The following is an 18,618-nucleotide window of genomic DNA, read 5'->3' on the forward strand; positions in this document are numbered from 1 at the left end:
ATTGCGTTCACTGCATCTTCGGCACGCATTCTGACCTCCGGGGGCTAACCGCGTCAGGCCCCAATTGCTGAGGACGCTATGCACACCAAGCCATAATTCAAGCTCCAGAAGGTAATATTGAAGAGGAGTTGGGAAATGGCCAGCGTCCGACGTCCAGGTATGGCGAAAGCGCACAAAGAAACTAGCAAGAGGCCGATACTAACGCCGAAAGCCAGCGACCCAAGCCCAACCTTGATTGTTACGGATTCCACCGACCCGTCTTGGAATGCGAAAACAAGCCCAAGGACCACTCCTTGAACCGTCACAACTTGAGTGCTGGCGGTCGACATCGACCGGGCTGTTCGATCTGGGCTGGCGAAGATGTCTACAGCCGGGCGATCAGAGGCCTCGACTTCTTCCTCATCACGCTTAGCGAACTTGACCCATTGCTTTCGAGCTATTAGATAAAGAACAATCAAGGCGGTCAAGACAGCAGTTGCTACCACCAGCGTGGTCTCTGCATTTTTCAGAGCAAGAATTACCGTGCTTCCACTGGCAATAAAAATGCCGACCGCCGAAACCCACGTCAACAGGTGATTCCAGTTATCGTGAGGGGGATTCCCTCCAGCTTGGCCATTGCCTGGAGTGCCTGATGAAGATTGCGCCGGAGGCGGGTTCCCCGCTGGCGGCGTATGCGGTGGAGTAGTCACGGGATCTCCGAAGAGGGCTCTGACGTCCAGCGGCACGCCATCTGCGAGCACTAGCACTTCCATGTTGGATCCCGGAGCTAGTGATCACCACTTGAGCGAACTAGTGGTGCCAATCCCGCAGTGATGAGGTCCCGCGCACGTTCCCACAGGCTGTGCTCTAGCCCAATCTGAGCAGTCTGCGCCCACTGCGCGGGTGAGGCCAACGACAAGGGCAGCTTGGGCGTCCGCCTGTTGACCGACCTGCGGGACCACGTCATGGTCGGCATCGACCGCCTCCCCACCATCGCCATCCTGGACAGGCTGAACAGCCTGGACGACGCTCCATGGGCAGACCTGGGCGGCAAGCCGCTCGACAACCGGCGCCTGTCGAAGATGCTCGGCGAGTACATGACGGCCGACAACGAGCCGATCACCTCCCGCAACATCAAGGCCGCCGGGAGCGTGCTGAAGGGCTACTACGCCGCCGACCTCCGGGACGCATGGGCCCGCTACTGCCCCCACCCCCGGAAAAGTCCGCTACCTCCGCTACCCGGCACCGAAAACGCGGCCTGACCAGCAAAAACGCGGTAGCGGCAACCGGCCCCGGTTGCCGCTACCCCACCGCTATCCATCCGCTACCGCTACCCATTCCCGCTACCCCCGACAGGCCCCCTGACCTGCGCGGTAGCGGCGGTAGCGGAAGTAGCGCCCCTCAGAAGGGGGCCCCGGAGGCCCCGCCCCCTCACGGAGGTTCCAGCGTGCTCACCGTCGTCCCGAGCGAACTGCAAGCACTCAAAGTCCCGGAAGTCATGGGCCTGTTGAAGCTCAGCCGGAGCAAGGTCTACGACCTCATCCGCTCGAACGAACTGCCCAGTTTCACGATCGGCCGGGCACGTCGTATCCCGGCAGACGCCGTCAGCGCGTACATGCGCGATCGAATGGAGGAAGCCGCCTAATGGCCAAGCGTCGCGCCAACGGCGAAGGAACGATCACCAAGCGCTCGGACGGGCGTTTCCAGGCCGCCGCCTACGTCTACCGTCCCGACGGAACGCGCCACCGGAAGTTCGTCTACGGCCCCACCCGTGAGGACGTAGCCGACAAGCTCACGGAGTTGCAGGAGAAGACGCGTCAGGGCATTCCCGCCGCCGAATCCACCATGCCGTTCGGCGACTACCTGACCTACTGGCTCGCCGCCATCGCGCCGGAGCGGCTCAAGCCGTCGACGTTGAACAGCTATGAGGGACTGGCGCGGCTGTACATCCGGCCGGCACTCGGCAAGAAGCGGCTGAACCGGCTGTCTCCTGCGGACGTGCGTCGCTTCCTGCTTGAGTTCAAGAACTCCTGCCTCTGCTGTCTGCGCGGTGCGGACATGGAGCGGCCGGAGGAGAAGCGCTCGTGCTGCGCCGTGGGGCGCTGCTGCAAGCGGCGTCCGTCAGCCCGCACCGTCCAGTACGTGCATGCCGTCATCCGGTCCGCGCTTCAGCAGGCGATGCGTGAGGAACTGCTCGCCCGGAACGTCGCTCGGATCGTGGAGACCCCCACTGTCGAAGCCAAGGAGGTGCGTCCCCTGGACGCCGGCGAGGTCCGCTTGTTGCTCAAGACCGCCCGTTCCCATCGCCTGTACGCCCTGTGGCTGCTGCTCGTCTCCACAGGTCTGCGCAGGGGCGAGGCGCTCGGGCTCACGTGGTCGGACGTCGACCTCACGAACGGTCAGCTCAGGGTGCGCCGGAACGTCCAGCGCATCCGGCGTGAGCTGCTCTTCGGCACTCCCAAGACCAAGCGGTCCATCCGCACGGTGTCCCTGCCGAAGGCTTGCATCCGGGCGCTCACCGTCCACCGCGATCGGCAGGAGCAAGAGCGGAAGATCGCGGGGGTGAAGTGGCGGTCGGCGCCGGGACAGCCTGACGGGTTGATCTTCACCACCCCATCCGGTCGCGTCACCGACCCGCGCAGCCTGAACCGCATGCTCACGATCCTCTGCCGGAACGCGAACGTGCGTCGGGTGCGGGTGCACGATCTTCGGCACACCTGCGCCTCGCTCCTGCTCGCTCAGGGGGTCGATGCTCGCACGATCATGGAGACGCTCGGGCACAGCACGATCACGATGACGCTCGACACCTACGCGCACGTGATGGGGACAACCCTGCGAGCCGCCGCCGATCAGATGGACGACGCCCTGGGGCTTGACGACTCGGACGAAGATTCGGAGGCACAGGCGGGCCCGACGGGGAAGAGTGAGCCCCGCTTCCAGCCGCGTTGATGTCACCGGCTGATGTCAAAGGCCCCCTGGGATGATCCCGGGGGGCCTTTGACCTGTGTGCACTCGGCAGGATTCGAACCTGCAACCTTCTGATCCGTAGTCAGATGCTCTATCCGTTAAGCTACGAGTGCTTGTCTTTTGTTTTTTCGTCTTCGCTCCCGGCCCTTCCGGCCCGCTCGCGGCGACAGGAAGAACATTACATGACTGCCGCCGACATGTGAAATCCGTTAGCGCCACCCCGCCTGACCTGCGGAAACGTGAAAACGGGGGGTGTGGGGCGGTGAGGCGGGGGGAGTCCGGAAACGCGTCAGGGAGTCCTGCCGGGTATCGGCGGGACTCCCTGATCGGAGGGCGGAGGCGGAGGGATTTGAACCCTCGATGGGCTTTAAGGCCCAAACCGCATTAGCAGTGCGGCGCCATAGACCGGACTAGGCGACGCCTCCAGCACAACCGCCCGCGCGAGCGCGGATGGTGCGTGCAGATGATGACACAGTCGAGCGTCGTGCCACCAATCGGCTCCCACGGTACTAGGCAGGCAGGCCGCAGGGCAAAGGGCTTCCCGCCGACACGGCGGACAGAGGCGGCACGGGCGCGCCAGCGGCACGGGCGGCACGGGCGCACGGTTCGGCACCCGGCGGCACGAGGGGCGCCACCGGCACGGGCGGCACCCTCGGCGCGGGCAGCGCGGACGGCACCCTCCGTACGGACCGCACCGCCCACACCGCCGCCCCCTCCCGCGCAACGTCCCGGCCCCCCGCGCGTTGGGCAGGGCATGACGCAGCTCTCCTCCGCCGCCCTCCGGCGGCTCCTGGTCACCGCTGGTGCCTCCCTCGCCGCGGTCGGTTCGCTGGCCGCCGCGGCCCCGTCGTACGCGGGTGCCGTGCCGTCGCCCGCCGCGCCCCCGCAGGGCCGGGAGGGCGACCGGCTGACCGTGACGGTGCGGGACGCGGGCCGTGGGGTGGACGGGACGTATGTGGTGCGGTGCCGTCCGAGTGGCGGCAGTCATCGGGACCCGGCCGGCGCCTGCCGCGCGCTGGAGCGGAACACCCAGTGGGGCAAGGACCCCTTCGCAGCGGTGCCCGACGGCAGTGTCTGCACGATGCAGTACGGCGGACCCGCCACCGCGCATGTGCGGGGGGTGTGGGCCGGACGCCCCGTGGACGCGCGGTTCGACCGCAGCAACGGATGCGAGATCGACCGGTGGAACCGGCTGGTGCCGCTGCTGCCCTCCCCCGGCGCCTGACCTGCGGCACCGCGTGGAGCCGGTCTGTAGAGGTCGGGTGGAGGCGGCACGGAGGGGCGGTGCGGGTGTCGTACCGGAGCGTCCCCAGGTCGTGCGACGTCTCCCGTATCGGGCGTCGCGAGCGCAACCCCAGCCCTTAGACTCCCTCGCGTGACACCCCGCGGGCAGGTTGGCAAGATGGCCCGAGCGGTCGGCAAGGTGCGGTAACAGGGAGGAAGCGTCTCGTGAGCAGCAGGCCACCCCGAGGCGCTGCTCGCCTCGCAGCCATACTCGACGCTCTGCCCGACGCGTTGGTGCTGGTCAACGCCAACGGAACCGTCGTCAACGCCAACGCCATCGCCCTGGAGGCGTTCGAGGCGCCCGGCACCGCGCTCGTCGGGCGCGGTCTGCTCGATCTGCTGCCGGAGTTCGACTCCAAGCTGATCCCCGGCTCCATGCGCCGCCCGGACCACATCGACCCGCGCGCCCGCACCAAGCCGACCCGGATGATCGCCCGCCGCACCGACGGCTCGGAGTTCCCGGTCGAGGTCACGAGCGCGAACCTGGAGAACGGCCAGCAGGCGTACGACAGCTACGGCTACGCCTCCGACGAGCTGCTGATGCTGGTCGTCCGCGACCTCACCGGCACCATCGACACCGAGGCCGAGCTGGCCCGCTCGCAGCGGCAGACCGAGATGATCCTGCGGGCCGCGTCCGAGGGCGTCGTCGGCACCGACACCGACGGACGGATCGTCCTGGTCAACCCGGCCGCCGCGCAGATACTGGGCTACCGGGCCAGCGACCTGGGCGGCAAGGAGCTGCACACCCTCGTCCTGCACTCGCGCGCCGACGGCACCCCCTTCCCGTACGACGAGTCGCCGCTCGCCGACACCCTGCGCTCCGGGCGCAAGCACCGGGTGCGCGGGCAGGTGCTGTGGTCCAAGGCCGGGGAGAAGGTCGCGGTCGACCTCACCACCGCGCCGGTGCGCGACGGCGACCAGCTCGTCGGCGCCGTGATGACCTTCACCGACCGCCGGCCCTACGACGCCCTCGCCGAGGAGAAGGCGGCCGTGGAGAAGGCGCACGCCGAGGAGTTGGAGCGGCTCGCCGAGGAGCACGCCTCCGACCTCACCGCGCTGCGCCAGCAGCACGTCACCGAGCTGGAGGAGCTGCGCGAGGCGCACGCGGAGGAACTGGCCGCCGGCGAGGACCGGTACGCCGCCCTCGCCGAGCGCGAGAAGGACCGTTACGAGGCCCTGGCCGCCCGGCACGAGCAGCTGCTCACCCTGCTCGGCGGCTCCCTGCGCGGCCCGCTGGACGAGCTGCGCCGCGAACTGGCCGCGCTCGCCGCCGACGACGCCGGACAGCTGTGGCCCGAGGCCAACCAGGTGCTGCACCACCTGTCCGCCGGCTACACCCGGATCACCACCCTCATCGACAACGTCCTCGGCTACCAGCGCCTGGACGCCGCGGGCGGCGGCATCACCCGTACGAAGGTGATGCTCGACTCGGTCGTCGCCGCCGGTGTCGACGGGGCCGTCGAGCTGATCGGGCCGGGCCGGGTGCAGTTCGCCGTGCACGCGCCGCCCATCGAGGCCGAGGTCGACCCGCAGCTGCTGGCCACCGCGCTGGCCCATCTGGTCGCCGACGTCGCGGGCGTCGACGCCACCGGCAACGCCCCCGTGTCCGCGGGCGGCTACATGGACAACACCGTCGTCGTGGCGGCGGCGCAGCGCGGCGAGGTCGTACGGATCGAGGTGCGCGGGCCGTACGCCGGCGGCGATCCGGTGCACGAGCCGATCGTGCGCGGGATCGTGCGCGCGCACGGGGGCGTCCTGCAGACGCACGAGGTCCCGGGGATGAGCGGCAACGCGTACGTCCTTGAGGTGCCGATCGGCAGCGGCGCCGGTGCCGTGGCGGCCCCCGCCCAGCAGGCCCTGCCGCCGGCGGACGCCGGTCACACCTCGGGCGGCGGACGGCGGCGGGCCCGGCGGGCCTCCACCGACGCCTTCCTGGACAGCGAGGCCGCGGGCGCGGGCGAGGGCGGCCCGGAGGCCGACGCCGGTGCGCCCCGGGGGCGGCGGCGCAGGCGTGCCGCCGTGGAGGCCGGTGAGCAGCCGCAGCCGCACGCGCCCGCCGCACCGCCGGCCGCCATCGAGGCCACGGGCGCCCCGGAGGCCGCGGCCGCCTCCGGCGGTACGGGGCGACGGCGGGGGCGGCCCGCGGAGAACACGGGTGACGGGGTGGCCGACGGGGCCACGGGGGCGGTCGCCGGTGCGCCCGGAGGCGTTGTGGGGGCGCCCGGCGGCGTCGTGGGTGCGCCCGGGGTTCTCCCGGACGCGCCCGGTGTCTCCGGCGCGGTCGCCGAGGGTGCCGTCGTCACCGCTGCCGAGCATGCCGCCGGGACCGCGGCCGCCGGGACCGGGCTGGGCGGGACGGTACCGCCGCAGGGTGTGCCCGCGCCCACCGGACGGCGGGCCCGTCGCGCCGCCGACCCGCACGCGCTGCCTCCCGCACTGCCCTCCGCACCGGCCGGACCGTCCGAGGCGGCGGCCCTGGAGCCCGCCGCCGAGGGACAGCCCACCGGCCGCCGTCGGCGTGCCCTCGCCGCGGCCCAGGAGCGGGCCAACGCGCAGGAGGCGGCTCCCCGTACGGTGTTCGCCCTGCCGCCCGCGGACGCGGACCGGCCGGCCGAGGGCACGGCGGGCCAGGGTGGCCAGGTCGGTCAGGTCGGTCAGGTCGGTCAGGTCGGTCAAGGTGACCAGAGCGGTCACGGCATGCACGGCGGTCAGCCTTCGGTGCCCGCGGCGGCCCCCGTTCCGGGCCAGGCGCCCCTGGCCGTTCCGGGCCAGGCACCCGCTACCGCTCCCGTACCGGGGCAGGCACCCGCTGCCGTTCCCGTCCCGGCGCAGGGCGTCCCCGGTGCCGCCGGTCCCACCGGTCCCACCGGTTCCGCCGACGACCACGGCGGCCGGCACGACGCCGTCCCGCACCACCAGGCCGACCACACCCCGCCGCAGCCGCACCCCACGGCCGCGCCCACCGGACGCCGCCGCCGCGCGGTGGCCCAGCCGCCGGCCGAGGGCACGGGCACCCCTGCCCAGGGCACCCCGGCCGCCCAGCCGGACCCCGCGACGGGCCAGGTCACCGTGCCCGCCCAGGGCACCCACGGCGAGGCGATCCCGGCGGCCCAGGCGTCCCCGGTCGCCGACGGCACGCACGGTCACGGCACCCCCATGGCCCCGGCCCAGCCGCTCCCCGCGCACACCGGCTCCGTCCAGGGCGCCCCCTCCCAGGGCACGCACGTCCACGGCGTCCAGCTCGTCCCGCCGCACACCGTCCCGGCCCAGCAGACGCCCGCCGGCCAGCCCGCGCCCGTCGTCCAGGCCCCGGCCACCGCCCCGGCCCACCCGGCCCAGCCGCTCCCGGCCCCGCAGCCCACCTCGTCCGTCGGCCCGTTGCCCGCAGAGGCGCCCCCCACCCAGGGCACCCCTGCCGCCGGCACCCCGGCCCCCGGCATCCCGGCCGTCGGCACCCCCGCCTCCGGCACGCCGACGCCTGCCCACTCCGCCCCGCTGCCCCCCGCCCAGGCCGCGCCCGCCCAGGGCACCCCGGCCCAGGGGACCCCCGCCCAGGGCACCCCGGCGGCGGGCACGCCCACCCCGGCCACCCCCGCCGCAGGCGTCCCCGTACCCCCCGCCGCCCGTCCCGCCGGTGCGCAGCCCCTGCCGGCCGAGGCCGCCGCACCGCTGGACCCCAACTCGACGCAGGGCCGTGCCATAAGCGTGCGCACGCTGGGCCAGGGCGTGCCGTTCACCCGCCAGGCCGAGCAGGTCCAGCAGCCGCAACCGCAACCCCAGCCGCAGGCGAGCCCGCTGCCGTCGGCCACCCCGCCCCCGCACCAGCCGGGCGGTTCGGGACGGCGCCGCAAGCTCGGTACGCCGCCGGACCCGGCCACGGTGCGCCCCGAGCAGTCGGCGCAGCCGGCGCGTCCGCACCCGCCCGCGGAGCAGCCGATCGCGCCCCCCGCCCCGGCCGCGCAGGCGTCCGAGGGGGCCGGACGGTCGTACGCCATAGGCGCACCGGACGAGAACGCCGCCGAGGGTCCCGAGCCGCTGGACGGTCCGGGCGGCGCGGTCGAGGTCGCGGACACCCCGCGTCCGCAGCCGATGGACGACGAACTCCCGCCGGAGCCGCTGGACAACCCGCGGCGGCTGCTGGTGTGGCCCGCGCCGGACGTCAGTACGCAGCAGGCGCTGAGCGACCGGGGCTACCGGCCGGTCATCGTGCACTCGCGCGAGGAGGTGGACGCGCAGATCGCCGCGTTCCCGGCGGCGCTGTTCGTGGACCCGCTGACCGGGCCGATCACCCGGACGGCGCTCCAGTCGCTGCGGCAGGCCGCGGTGGCCGCCGAGGTGCCGGTGATGGTGACGGCCGGGCTGGGACAGGCGACGCGCGAGGCGGCCTACGGTGCCGATCCCGCCGTACTGCTGAAGGCGCTGGCGCCGCGGGACAGCGAGCAGCACCCGCCGCGGGTCCTGCTCATCGAGGAGCACGCGGAGATCGCCCTGGCCCTGACGGCGACGCTGGAGCGGCGCGGGATGCAGGTGGCGCGGGCGGCGAGCGACGCCGACGCGGTGGCGCTGGCGGGGCAGTTCCGGCCGAACCTCGTGGTGATGGACCTGATGCAGGTGCACCGGCACCAGGCGGGCATCGTGGACTGGCTGCGCGCGAACGGGCAGCTCAACCGCACCCCGCTGGTCGTCTACACGGCCGCCGTGGACCAGGCGGACCTGCCGCGGCTGGCGTCGGAAGAGACAGTGCTGTTCCTCGCGGAGCGGTCCACCAGCGGCGAGGTGCAGAGCAGGATCGTCGATCTGCTGGCCCGCATCGGGACGAACTAGCCCTGCCGCGGCAGCGGGGCGACAGCGCCTCGCTCGACGACGGGCCGACACCTCACGCGGCGACAGGCGACGCCTCCCTCGGCTACGGCCGACACCTCACGCGGCGAGCGGCCGACAGCCCCTCCCACCGCGACCGGCCGACACCTCACGCGGCGAAGGTGGCACGCGGCGCCTTTCTGACGGCGGCCGCCCCGGTCCCCCTCTTCTGGCTGGGCGGGCAGCATGCGCCCGCCCTCTTCGCCGCGGCCCTGCCGAACCGCGCGGCCCTGGTCGCCGCCCGCATCGCCGACCAGACCCTCGCCTGACCGGTCACCGCCCAGCGGGACGGCAGCAGACTCCGCACACGCTTCGCCGGCTGCCGTCCCAAGGGCCGGGCGGCCGGGTCAGGCGAGCTTGGTGACGTCCAGCTCGCCTTCCGCGTACTGCCGGCGCAGGACCTTCTTGTCGAACTTGCCGACGGAGGTCTTCGGGACGGACTCGATCAGGGTCCAGCGTTCCGGGAGCTGCCATTTGGCGATGCCGCGCTGGTCGGCGAGGAACAGCCGCAGCGACTCGAAGTCGGCCGTCGCGCCCTCCTTCAACACCACCGTGGCCAGGGGGCGCTCGCCCCACTTGTCGTCCGGGACGGCGACGACCGCGGCCTCGGCGACGTCGGGGTGGGCCATGAGGGCGTTCTCCAGTTCCACCGAACTGATCCATTCGCCGCCGGACTTGATGACGTCCTTGGCGCGGTCGGTGAGGGTCAGGAAACCGTCCCGGCTGATCGTGCCCACGTCGCCCGTCTTGAGCCAGCCGTCCTCGCTGAACTTGTCGGCGGGCCGGAGGGGTTCGGCGGCGGGGCCGTTGTAGTAGGCGCCGGCGATCCAGGGGCCGCGGACCTCCAGCTCGCCCGCGGACTCGCCGTCCCAGGGGAGGCGTTCGCCGCCGGGGCCGGTGAGGCGGGCCTCGACGGAGGCGGGGAAGCGGCCCTGGGTGAGGCGGTAGGCGAACTCCCGGTCGGTGCCGACCGCCTCGGCCGGGGGACGCGCGATCGTGCCGAGTGGCGAGGTCTCGGTCATGCCCCAGGCGTGGCAGACCCGCATGCCGAGCTTGTCGAACGCCTCCATGAGGGAGGGCGGACAGGCCGAGCCTCCGATGGTGACCTGGCCGAGGGACGACACGTCACGCGGCTTCGCCGTCAGCTCCGCCAGCAGGCCCTGCCAGATCGTGGGGACGGCGGCGGCGTGCGTCGGCTTCTCCGCCTCGATCATCTCGGCGAGCGGCGCCGGCTGGAGGAAGCGGTCCGGCATCAGCATGTTGACGCCGGTCATGAAGGTGGCGTGCGGCAGGCCCCAGGCGTTCACGTGGAACTGCGGGACCACGACCAGGGAGGTGTCCTGGTCGGTCAGGCCCATGGACTGGGTCATGTTGACCTGCATGGAGTGCAGGTAGATCGAGCGGTGGCTGTAGACCACACCCTTGGGGTCGCCCGTGGTGCCGGAGGTGTAGCACATGGCGGCGGCCTGGCGTTCGTCCAGCTCGGGCCAGTCGTACGTGGTCGGCTTGCCCCCGAGGAGATCCTCGTACTCGTGCACCCGCACGCCCGCCTCCGCGAGCGGAGCGCGGTCGCCGGCGCCGCAGACCACCACGTGCTCGACCGTCTTCAGGTGCGGCAGCAGCGGGGCCAGCAGCGGCAGCAGGGAGCCGTTGGCGATGACGACCTTGTCGTTGGCGTGGTTGACGATCCACGCGAGCTGCTCGGGGGGCAGCCGCAGATTGAGGGTGTGCAGGACGGCACCCATGGAGGGGATCGCGAAGTACGCCTCGACGTGCTCGGCGTTGTTCCACATCAGGGTCGCGACCCGGTCGTCGTCGGTCACGCCCAGGTCCTCGCGCAGGGCGTGCGCCAGCTGGGCGGCGCGGGCGCCGATCTCGGCGTAGGAGCGGCGGTGCGGCTGGGCCTCGCCGGTCCAGGTGGTCACCTGGGATGTCCCGTGGATCGTCGACCCATGGGTCAGGATCCTTGAGATCAGCAGCGGTACGTCCTGCATGGTGCTCAGCACGGCGTCCTCCCGGGGGCGACATTGCCTACGCGGCGGTAAGGGATGCGCTGATTCTGCGCACATACCGCGCGGTATGTCACTAGGGGAGGCGCTCGATCAGATGACTTCTTATGCCGCAGCCAGCCGAGGTCCCGCCCCGCTAGCGGACGAAGCCCAGCTCGGGGTCCTCCCGCAGCTTTCCGAGTGCCCTGGAGACAGCCGACTTCACGGTGCCGATGGACACACCGAGCACCTGGGCCGTCTGGGCCTCGCTGAGGTCCTCGTAGTAGCGCAGCACGACCATGGCGCGCTGGCGGGCCGGCAGCTTCAGGATCGCCCGCCACATCGCGTCGTGCAGGGCCTGCCGCTCGGCGGTGTCGGACTCGCCGGTCGGCGGCTCGGGCTCGGGCAGCTCGTCGCAGGTGAACTCGTCCACCTTGCGCTTGCGCCACTGGGAGGTGCGGGTGTTCAGCAGCGCCCGCCGGACGTAGCCGTCGAGCGCGCGGTGGTCCTCGATGCGCTCCCAGGCGACATACGTCTTGGTGAGCGCGGTCTGCAGCAGGTCCTCGGCGTCGCTCGGGTTCGACGTCAGCGACCTCGCCGTGCGCAGCAGCACCGGGCGGCGGGCTCTGACGTACGAGGAGAACGACGGGTACGTCGCGTACGGCACCGCCCGGCCTGCCGGTCCGGCGGTCTCCGCGGCTCTGGTGCAGACGGATGTGGTCATGTGCTCAACGCTAGGAGCGCGGCCGGGCCCGCGGATCGGCCGCAGGTCCCGAAGCGCGGTCCCCCTCAGGTTGTAGGGGTGGGGCGGGCTCCACCTCCTGTAGGTGGACGAGGGGTGGAGGAGTGTCCGGGTCGGATCGGGGTGGACCCTGAGATCCGCAGGGCCGGCCCTCGTCGCACCGCCCCGGAGGCCCCGACCCGGCGCGCACCCCGCGGCACCCCGGCGCTCACCCGTCCGCCCCGAGCACCACCGCCGACGTCGGCACCCCCGTCCCCGCCGTGACCAGCACCCGCTCGGCCCCCGCCACCTGGCTGGCCGCGGTGCCGCGCAGTTGCCGCACCGCCTCCGCGAGCCCGTTCATGCCGTGCAGGTACGCCTCGCCGAGCTGGCCGCCGTGGGTGTTCAGCGGCAGCCGCTCCTCGGCGACGAGGTCCGCGGCCTCGCCGGGGCCGCAGAAGCCGTACGCCTCCAGTTGCATGAGCACGAACGGGGTGAAGTGGTCGTAGAGGATCGCCACGTCGATGTCCCCCGGCCCGCACCCGGCCGCCCGCCACAGCCGCCGGGCGACCGCCTCCGCCTCCGGGAGCCGGGTCGGGTCCCCCCGGTGGAAGGAGGTCATCTGCTCCTGGCCCCGCCCCGCGCCCTGCGCCGCCGCCGTGATCACGGCCGGGGGGTGGGGCAGATCGCGGGCGCGGTCGAGGGAGGTGACGACGAGGGCCTGGCCGCCGTCGGTCTCCTGGCAGCAGTCGAGAAGGCGCAGCGGTTCGGCGATCCAGCGGGAGGCGGCGTGCTCGGCGAGGGTGATCGGGCGGCCGTGGAAGCGGGCGGCGGGGTTGGCCGCCGCGTACCGGCGTGCGGTGACGGCCACATGCCCGAAGGCCGCCGGCGTCAGCCCGTGCACGTGGAGGTAGCGCTGGGCGGCCATCGCCACCCAGGACGCCGGGGTGAGCAGCCCGGCCGGCATCACCCAGCCCAGCGCCACGCCCTCCGCCGTCGGCTCGCGGTGGCGTACGCCGGAGCCGAAGCGGCGGCCGGAGCGCTCGTTGAAGGCGCGGTAGCAGACGACGACCTCGGCCGCGCCCGAGGCGACGGCGAGCGCCGCCTGCTGGAGGGTCGCGCAGGCCGCGCCGCCGCCGTAGTGGACGCGGGAGAAGAAGGACAGCTCGCCGATGCCGCAGACCTGGGCCAGGGTGATCTCGGGGCTGGTGTCCATGGTGAAGGTGACCATGCCGTCCACGTCGGCGGGCGTGAGCCCGGCGTCCGCGAGGGCGGCCCGCACCGCCTCCGCCGCCAACCGCAGCTCGCTGCGCCCGGAGTCCTGGGAGAACTCGGTCGCGCCGATGCCGACGACGGCGGTACGGCCATAGGGGCTCGCCGCGCTCACCGGGGCCGTACGGCCGTGGGGGATCACCACGTCACCTCCGCGGTCGCCGTGACATGCCGTCCGAGGCGGAGGTCCCCGGTCACCCGCACCACGGCCGTGCCGCCGTCGCTCTCCTCGACGGTGCCGGTCAGCCGGAGGGTGTCGCCGGGGTGGCAGGGCGCGCCGAGGCGCAGGGCCAGTCTGCGCAGGACGGCCGTCGGGCCGAAGTGGTCGGTGACGTACCGGCCGACCAGGCCGTTCGTGGTGAGGATGTTCATGAAGACGTCCGGTGCGCCGCCGCGGCGGGCGGCCTCCGGGTCGTGGTGCACGTCCTGGTAGTCGCGCGAGGCGAGCGCCCCGGCGACGATCAGCGTCCGGGTCACCGCGATCTCCAGCGGCGGCAGCCGGTCCCCGGCCCTCATGCCGCCGCCTCGCACACCCGGAACACCGGCACGGTCAACTCCGCGTCACAGTGCAGGAATTCCAGCCGCACCGGCATCCCGATGCGCACCTTGTCGTACGGCACTCCGACCACGTCCGCGACGATCCGCACCCCCTCGGCGAGCTCGATCAGCCCGACGGCGTAAGGGGGGTCGAAGGCCGGGAAGGGCGGGTGGTGCATCACCACGTACGAGAAGACGGTGCCCTCGCCGCACGCGCGGACCGTGTCCCAGTCCGGCGAGCCGCACTCCGGGCAGCCCGGCAGCCAGGGGAAGCGCGGGGCACGGCAGCCGGCGCACCGCTGGATCAGCAGCTCGCGGCGGGCGACGCCCTCCCAGTAGCCGGCGTTGTCGCGGTTGATCACGGGGCGGGGACGGCGTTGCTGGGGAGCGTGGGGGGTCTGGGGGGCCTGGGGGGTCTGGGGGGCCTGGGGGGCCTGGAGAGCCTGGAGAGCCGGGGGACTTTGACGAGCCCGAGGCGCGTACCTGAGGACGCGGAAGCGGTGGATGCCGGCGAGGTGGCCGTCGGCGCGGATGTCGGTGCGGGTGGTGAGGAACCAACCCCGGCCGAAGCGGGTCGACTTGGGGCCGTCGACGGTCTCGATCACGGTGTCGAAGGTGATCGTGTCGCCGGGCCGCAGCGGGCGCAGGTACTCCTGCTGGCAGTCGGTGGCCACGACGGAGGTGCAGCCGGCCTCGTCGAGCAGGGCGAGGAGCTCCTGGTAGGCGGGGGTGCGCCGGTCGTGGCCGCCGAGTCCGCCCATCGTCCACACCTGGAGCATCGCGGGCGGGGCGATGGCCGCGGGGCCGGTGTAGGCGGGGTGGGCGTCGCCGAGGGCCTCGCACCAGTGCCGGATCATGGGGGCGTTGACGGGGTCCTTGCCGGGCGCCTCGGCGAGGGCGAGCCGGCCCTCGTAGGTCTTGAGTCGGGCGGCGAGGACGGCGTCGGGCGCGGGTGCGAGTGCGGGGTCGGGCGCGGGGTCGGGCATGGCGTACCTCCTCCCGTACGACAGTTTCTGACTGTCCGTCAGATGGCGACGGCTGTCAAGAACACGACCGCGCGGCGGCGCCGAGGCACCGCCGCGCGGTCGCTGTCACACCCATGGGGAGCACCGCAAGGGAGTCGGGGGCCGGAGCCCCGCGGAGGCCCCGGCCCCTCAGCTCACCACCACAGCGGGGAGAAGGTGACGGCCGTGTTGTCGTTGCCCTGGTTGATGGCGGTGAACGCGGATCCGTCGACCTGGGCGGTGTTGCTCTGGTTCGAGGCCCCCGAGCCGATCGCCTGCTGCTGCGTGGTGGACGAGTTGCCGCTGTTGCTGCCGCCGACACCGCTGCCGAGGATGCCCTGGAACGCGTTGGTGACCGCCGCGCTCGATCCGTTGTCCGCGAAGGCGCCGTTGTCCGCCACCGCGACACCGGAGAAGAGGGCGGCCGCGAGCGGCAGGGCGGAGACGGCGGCGATGACGCGGGCGGTACGGATGCTTGCCATGTGTATTTCCTCCAGAACCAGGTTCGGCCCGTTGGCCGACGTGCGTGAAGTACGGCTTCTTCCAAGGCAGTTGGCCGACCGCCTCGGTGCTGTGCTCGACGTCGCGAATCCAGAGTTGCCCACCGAATCCCCGGCGAACCACCCCGGAAGCCGCTATTCGCCCTGAAGCGTGATGACAAGTCGATAAACCCCTTTCACCATCTTTCCGAGGCGGGAAGCGGCAGATCGGGGCCGCTCGGGCGAGGTCATCCCAAGGGGGGCAAGAGGTGAAGCGTTCCGGCACTTTTCCGGCCGTTCCGCCGAGCCCGGGCGTGCCGCGCCCGGCACCCCTTCCCTTCTTCGAACATTCGTACGAACATGGAGGCATGGCCACCACCGACCGGCAGGCCACCACGCTGGCCCTCGCACACGCGCTGTCGGCCGCGGAACGCGGGCTGGCAGTCATCCCCCTGTCCCGCACCAAGCTCCCGGCCCTGCGCTCCCCCCACCGCGACGACCCGGACCCGACGGCCCCGCCCTGCCACGGCGAGTGCGGCCGCTTCGGGCACGGCGTGTACGACGCCACCACCGACCCCGCGCGCATCCGCGCCCTGTTCGCCGCCGCGCCCTGGGCCACCGGCTACGGCATCGCCTGCGGACTGCCGCCGCACCACCTCATCGGCGTCGACCTGGACACCAAGTCCGGCACGGACGCCCCGGCCGCCCTGCGCGAGCTGGCCCTGCGGCACCTGTTCACCGTCCCGCCGACGGTCGTGATCCTGACCCCCTCCGGCGGCCGCCACCTCTGGCTCACCGGCCCGCCCGACGTGGTCGTCCCCAACTCCGCCGGCCGCCTCGCCCCCGGCATCGACATCCGAGGCGCGGGCGGCTACCTGGTCGCTCCGGGCTCCCGCACCGACCACGGCGTGTACACCGCCGCCCCCGGCAGCGCCGACCTGCCTCCGGCCCCCTGCCCACCCGCCCTGCTGCGCCTGCTGCTCCCGCCGCCGCGCAGGGACCCCTCCCCGCCGGCCGGCGGCGCCCACGGCCACGGCCTGGTCCAGTTCGTCCTCGCCGCCCACCCCGGCCAGCGCAACACCCGCCTCTTCTGGGCCGCCTGCCGCGCCTACGACAACGGCATCGGCCCCGCCCTCACCGACGCCCTGGTGACCGCCGCCCGCACGACGGGCCTCACGGAACGCGAGGCCCGGGCGACCATCGCGTCGGCGGAACGAATGACACGGCGAGCACCTTGAGTCCGCCCGGCCCCGCCCCGACGGTGCTGGCTAGCCGAGCTTGTTGTCGAGCTCCTGAAGCCAGGCCACCCATGCGTTCGGAAGGATCATCGTGACGAGTGCCTGACGCTCACGCTCGCCACAGGGTCGTCGAGCAGGGCCGCCTTGTGCCCTGGCCGGCTGATGATCGCGCTGTACCCTGCGGGCAGGGGGTGGCAGGGGTGATCAAGGAATCGGGACAGCGCAGGCTTCGCGAAGCAAGTAACCGTGCCGGCTGGACCCTTGCGGTGCTGTTGCTGATCGCCTTCGTGGGGTGTGCCCTCCTGGGCGTGGCGAGTCTCCTGTTCCCGCTCCTCGCGGTCCTGGGCGGCACCATCGACCACTGAGAGGCATGCAGTACGGCAGCGACGTACGGCGCAGGTCGTTGACCGGCCCGCAGAGCCGGTCGCGGCACGCGGACATGAGAGCGGCCCCTGACCGGATGTCCAGGTCAGGGGCCGTTCTCCTTGCTCTCTGCGCGGAGGCGGTGGGATTTGAACCCACGGTGACATCGCTGCCACGACGGTTTTCAAGACCGTTCCCTTAGGCCGCTCGGGCACACCTCCCCGCGCCGGACGCGGTGGAGCGGCGGCGCGGGGACAAGAGTAACGGGTTGGTGCGGTGGGGCGGGGCTCAGTTGTCGCCGACCCGGGAGCCGAGGGTGAGCTCGACGGTGCGGGTCTTGCCGTCGCGTTCGTAGGTGAGGGTGACCTTGTCGCCGGGCTGGTGGGTCCAGATCTCGCCGATGAGGGTGGGGCCGGAGTCGATGACGGTGTCGTCGAGCTTGGTGATGACGTCACCGGGCTTGAGGCCGGCCTTGGCGGCGGGGCCGCCCGGCTCGACGGCCTCGGAGCCGCCCGCGCCGGTGTCGGTGATCTTGGCGCCGCCGGTGGTGTCCTCCAGGGAGACGGAGGCGCCGATCTTCGCGTAGACGGGCTTGCCGGTCTTGATCAGCTGCTGTGCCACGTACTTGGCCTGGTTGATCGGGATCGCGAAGCCCAGGCCGATGGAGCCGGACTGGCCGGACCCGCCGAACCCGCCGTTGCTGGTGGACTGGATCGCCGAGTTGATGCCGATGACATTGCCCTTGGCGTCCAGCAGGGGGCCGCCGGAGTTGCCCGGGTTGATCGACGCGTCGGTCTGCAGGGCGCTCATGTAGGACGCCTGGCTGCCGGAGCCGTCGCTGGAGGCGACCGGGCGGTTCTTGGCGCTGATGATGCCGGTGGTGACCGTGTTGGACAGGCCGAAGGGGGCGCCGATGGCGATGGTGGCGTCGCCCACGGCCACGTCGTCGGAGTTGCCGAGGGTGAGGGGCTTCAGGTCCGAGGGGGCGTTCTTGAGCTTGATGACCGCCACGTCGTAGCCCTGCGCGTTGCCGACCACCTCGGCGTCGTACTTCTTGCCGTCGGGGAAGGTCGCCGACAGCTTGCCGCCGTCGACCGCGTCCGCCACCACGTGGTTGTTGGTGACGATGTGCCCCTCGGTGTCGAAGACGAAGCCCGTGCCGGTGCCGCCCTCGCCGCTGCTGGACTCGGCCTGGATGGTGACCGTGCTGGGCAGCGCGCGGGCGGCGACGGCCGCGACCGTGCCCGGGTCGCGCTTGAAGTCACCGCCGCTGTCGGCGGCCGAGACGGTCGTGGAGCTGGTGTCGTCGTTCTTCGCCAGCGTGTAGCCCAGGCCGCCGCCGAGGCCGCCCGCGACCAGCGCGGCGATCAGGACCGCCGCCAGACCTCCGCGGCCGCGCCGCCCGGTCCTGGGGGCGGGGGGCTGGGTGGCCTGGTACGAGGCTCCCCATACGGCGGTGGAGTCCGCGCCGCCGGAGCCGCCACCGTAGGCGGGGATCGGCGCGGTGGCCTGGGTGCCGGGGGGCGGCGGGGGCGGCCACGCGGCGCCCTCCGGGGCGGGGGCGGGCGTGCCGTACGCGGGCGAGGCGGGGGCGTGCTCCGGCGCCGCCGGTGCGGTCGGGCCCGCGGCCGCGGGTGCCGAGGGGGCGGAAGGTGCCGCGGGCGCTTCGGGCGCCGGACCGCCCGCAGGTGACGCGGCCGCGGGCGCTGCCTGCGCCGCGCTCTCCGGCGTCGTCTGCGGGGAGGACGCGGGAGTGGCCACCGGCACGGGAGGTGCGGACGGGGCCGGGGGAACCTCGGTGCCCTCGTTCTCGGTGCTCACAGCTTCTCTCCTCGATCCACGGCTGTCTTCGCTGCGCAGTGCGTTGTTGTTGTATGCGCTCAGCTTTTCCCACGGGCCGTCAGAGCACCATAAGCCGTGCCTGTG

Annotated in this window: 14 protein-coding genes, 3 tRNA genes and 1 pseudogene; 7 read left to right on the plus strand and 11 right to left on the minus strand. The window is 72.7% G+C overall.

All coding sequences use genetic code 11. The annotated features are described in order from the left end of the window. Positions 1 to 53: 53 nt before the first annotated feature. Entirely contained in the window at positions 54 to 569 is a 516-nt protein-coding gene (locus tag ACSU6M_RS16595) for a hypothetical protein (RefSeq protein ID WP_437070491.1), read from the minus strand. A gap of 309 nt (positions 570 to 878) precedes the next feature. On the opposite strand from ACSU6M_RS16595, the pseudogene ACSU6M_RS16600 reads away from it, so the two are divergent. From ACSU6M_RS16600 to ACSU6M_RS16610, 3 genes and pseudogenes are all read left to right on the plus strand, one after another. Continuing rightward, positions 879 to 1,241, plus strand: a pseudogene (locus ACSU6M_RS16600) (DUF3631 domain-containing protein); the annotation flags it as partial. Positions 1,242 to 1,426: 185 nt separating this feature from the next. After that, positions 1,427 to 1,624: a helix-turn-helix domain-containing protein gene (locus tag ACSU6M_RS16605; protein WP_437070492.1), complete on the plus strand. Its 198-nt coding sequence runs from the start codon at positions 1,427 to 1,429 to the stop codon at positions 1,622 to 1,624. Then, complete coding sequence (locus ACSU6M_RS16610) at positions 1,624 to 2,928, plus strand: tyrosine-type recombinase/integrase (protein ID WP_437070493.1); 1,305 nt, start codon at positions 1,624 to 1,626, stop codon at positions 2,926 to 2,928. The genes ACSU6M_RS16605 and ACSU6M_RS16610 overlap by 1 nt, the downstream gene beginning before the upstream one ends. A gap of 58 nt (positions 2,929 to 2,986) precedes the next feature. Here ACSU6M_RS16610 and ACSU6M_RS16615 read toward each other — a convergent pair. Next, positions 2,987 to 3,059, minus strand: a tRNA-Arg gene (locus ACSU6M_RS16615). Positions 3,060 to 3,280: 221 nt separating this feature from the next. Next, a tRNA-Ser gene (locus ACSU6M_RS16620) sits at positions 3,281 to 3,371 on the minus strand. A gap of 329 nt (positions 3,372 to 3,700) precedes the next feature. Between ACSU6M_RS16620 and ACSU6M_RS16625 the strand changes: the two genes are divergently transcribed. The 3 genes from ACSU6M_RS16625 to ACSU6M_RS16635 all read left to right on the plus strand — a co-directional run bounded on the left by ACSU6M_RS16625 (position 3,701) and on the right by ACSU6M_RS16635 (position 9,359). Continuing rightward, a complete protein-coding gene (locus ACSU6M_RS16625; RefSeq protein ID WP_437070494.1) occupies positions 3,701 to 4,171 on the plus strand; it encodes an SSI family serine proteinase inhibitor in 471 nt (156 codons plus the stop codon). 224 nt (positions 4,172 to 4,395) lie between these two features. Then, entirely contained in the window at positions 4,396 to 9,054 is a 4,659-nt protein-coding gene (locus ACSU6M_RS16630) for a PAS domain-containing protein (RefSeq protein ID WP_437070495.1), read from the plus strand. Between the two features lie 158 nt (positions 9,055 to 9,212). Beyond that, the gene (locus ACSU6M_RS16635) at positions 9,213 to 9,359 is read left to right on the plus strand and encodes a hypothetical protein (protein WP_437070496.1); all 147 of its coding nucleotides are present in this window, start codon (positions 9,213 to 9,215) and stop codon (positions 9,357 to 9,359) included. Positions 9,360 to 9,437: 78 nt separating this feature from the next. Here ACSU6M_RS16635 and ACSU6M_RS16640 read toward each other — a convergent pair whose 3' ends face one another. From ACSU6M_RS16640 to ACSU6M_RS16665, 6 genes are all read right to left on the minus strand, one after another. Then, entirely contained in the window at positions 9,438 to 11,096 is a 1,659-nt protein-coding gene (locus tag ACSU6M_RS16640) for a long-chain fatty acid--CoA ligase (RefSeq protein WP_437070497.1), read from the minus strand. A 139-nt stretch (positions 11,097 to 11,235) separates the two neighbouring features. Further along, positions 11,236 to 11,802 (minus strand): SigE family RNA polymerase sigma factor, encoded by a 567-nt coding sequence (locus ACSU6M_RS16645; protein ID WP_437070498.1) that lies wholly within the window; start codon positions 11,800 to 11,802, stop codon positions 11,236 to 11,238. 226 nt (positions 11,803 to 12,028) lie between these two features. After that, the gene (locus ACSU6M_RS16650; protein WP_437070499.1) at positions 12,029 to 13,216 is read right to left on the minus strand and encodes a lipid-transfer protein; all 1,188 of its coding nucleotides are present in this window, start codon (positions 13,214 to 13,216) and stop codon (positions 12,029 to 12,031) included. Next, positions 13,210 to 13,587 (minus strand): MaoC/PaaZ C-terminal domain-containing protein, encoded by a 378-nt coding sequence (locus ACSU6M_RS16655; protein ID WP_437070500.1) that lies wholly within the window; start codon positions 13,585 to 13,587, stop codon positions 13,210 to 13,212. Before ACSU6M_RS16655 ends, ACSU6M_RS16650 begins: the two co-directional genes overlap by 7 nt. Then, on the minus strand, positions 13,584 to 14,594 hold the full coding sequence (locus tag ACSU6M_RS16660) for a bifunctional MaoC family dehydratase N-terminal/OB-fold nucleic acid binding domain-containing protein (protein WP_437070501.1): 1,011 nt from the start codon (positions 14,592 to 14,594) through the stop codon (positions 13,584 to 13,586). The genes ACSU6M_RS16655 and ACSU6M_RS16660 overlap by 4 nt, the downstream gene beginning before the upstream one ends. 173 nt (positions 14,595 to 14,767) lie before the next feature. Continuing rightward, positions 14,768 to 15,094 carry a hypothetical protein gene (locus ACSU6M_RS16665; RefSeq protein ID WP_437070502.1) on the minus strand — a complete coding sequence of 109 codons (327 nt, stop codon included), beginning with the start codon at positions 15,092 to 15,094 and terminating at the stop codon, positions 14,768 to 14,770. Between the two features lie 365 nt (positions 15,095 to 15,459). Here ACSU6M_RS16665 and ACSU6M_RS16670 point away from each other — a divergent pair, with 365 nt between their 5' ends. Next, positions 15,460 to 16,329 (plus strand): bifunctional DNA primase/polymerase, encoded by an 870-nt coding sequence (locus ACSU6M_RS16670; RefSeq protein ID WP_437070503.1) that lies wholly within the window; start codon positions 15,460 to 15,462, stop codon positions 16,327 to 16,329. Positions 16,330 to 16,826: 497 nt separating this feature from the next. Here ACSU6M_RS16670 and ACSU6M_RS16675 read toward each other — a convergent pair. Beyond that, positions 16,827 to 16,913, minus strand: a tRNA-Ser gene (locus ACSU6M_RS16675). Positions 16,914 to 16,980: 67 nt separating this feature from the next. Continuing rightward, complete coding sequence (locus ACSU6M_RS16680; RefSeq protein ID WP_437070504.1) at positions 16,981 to 18,513, minus strand: S1C family serine protease; 1,533 nt, start codon at positions 18,511 to 18,513, stop codon at positions 16,981 to 16,983. Positions 18,514 to 18,618: the final 105 nt, after the last annotated feature.

The organism is Streptomyces sp. enrichment culture (assembly GCF_964272895.1).
Taxonomy (GTDB): Bacteria; Actinomycetota; Actinomycetes; order Streptomycetales; family Streptomycetaceae; genus Streptomyces.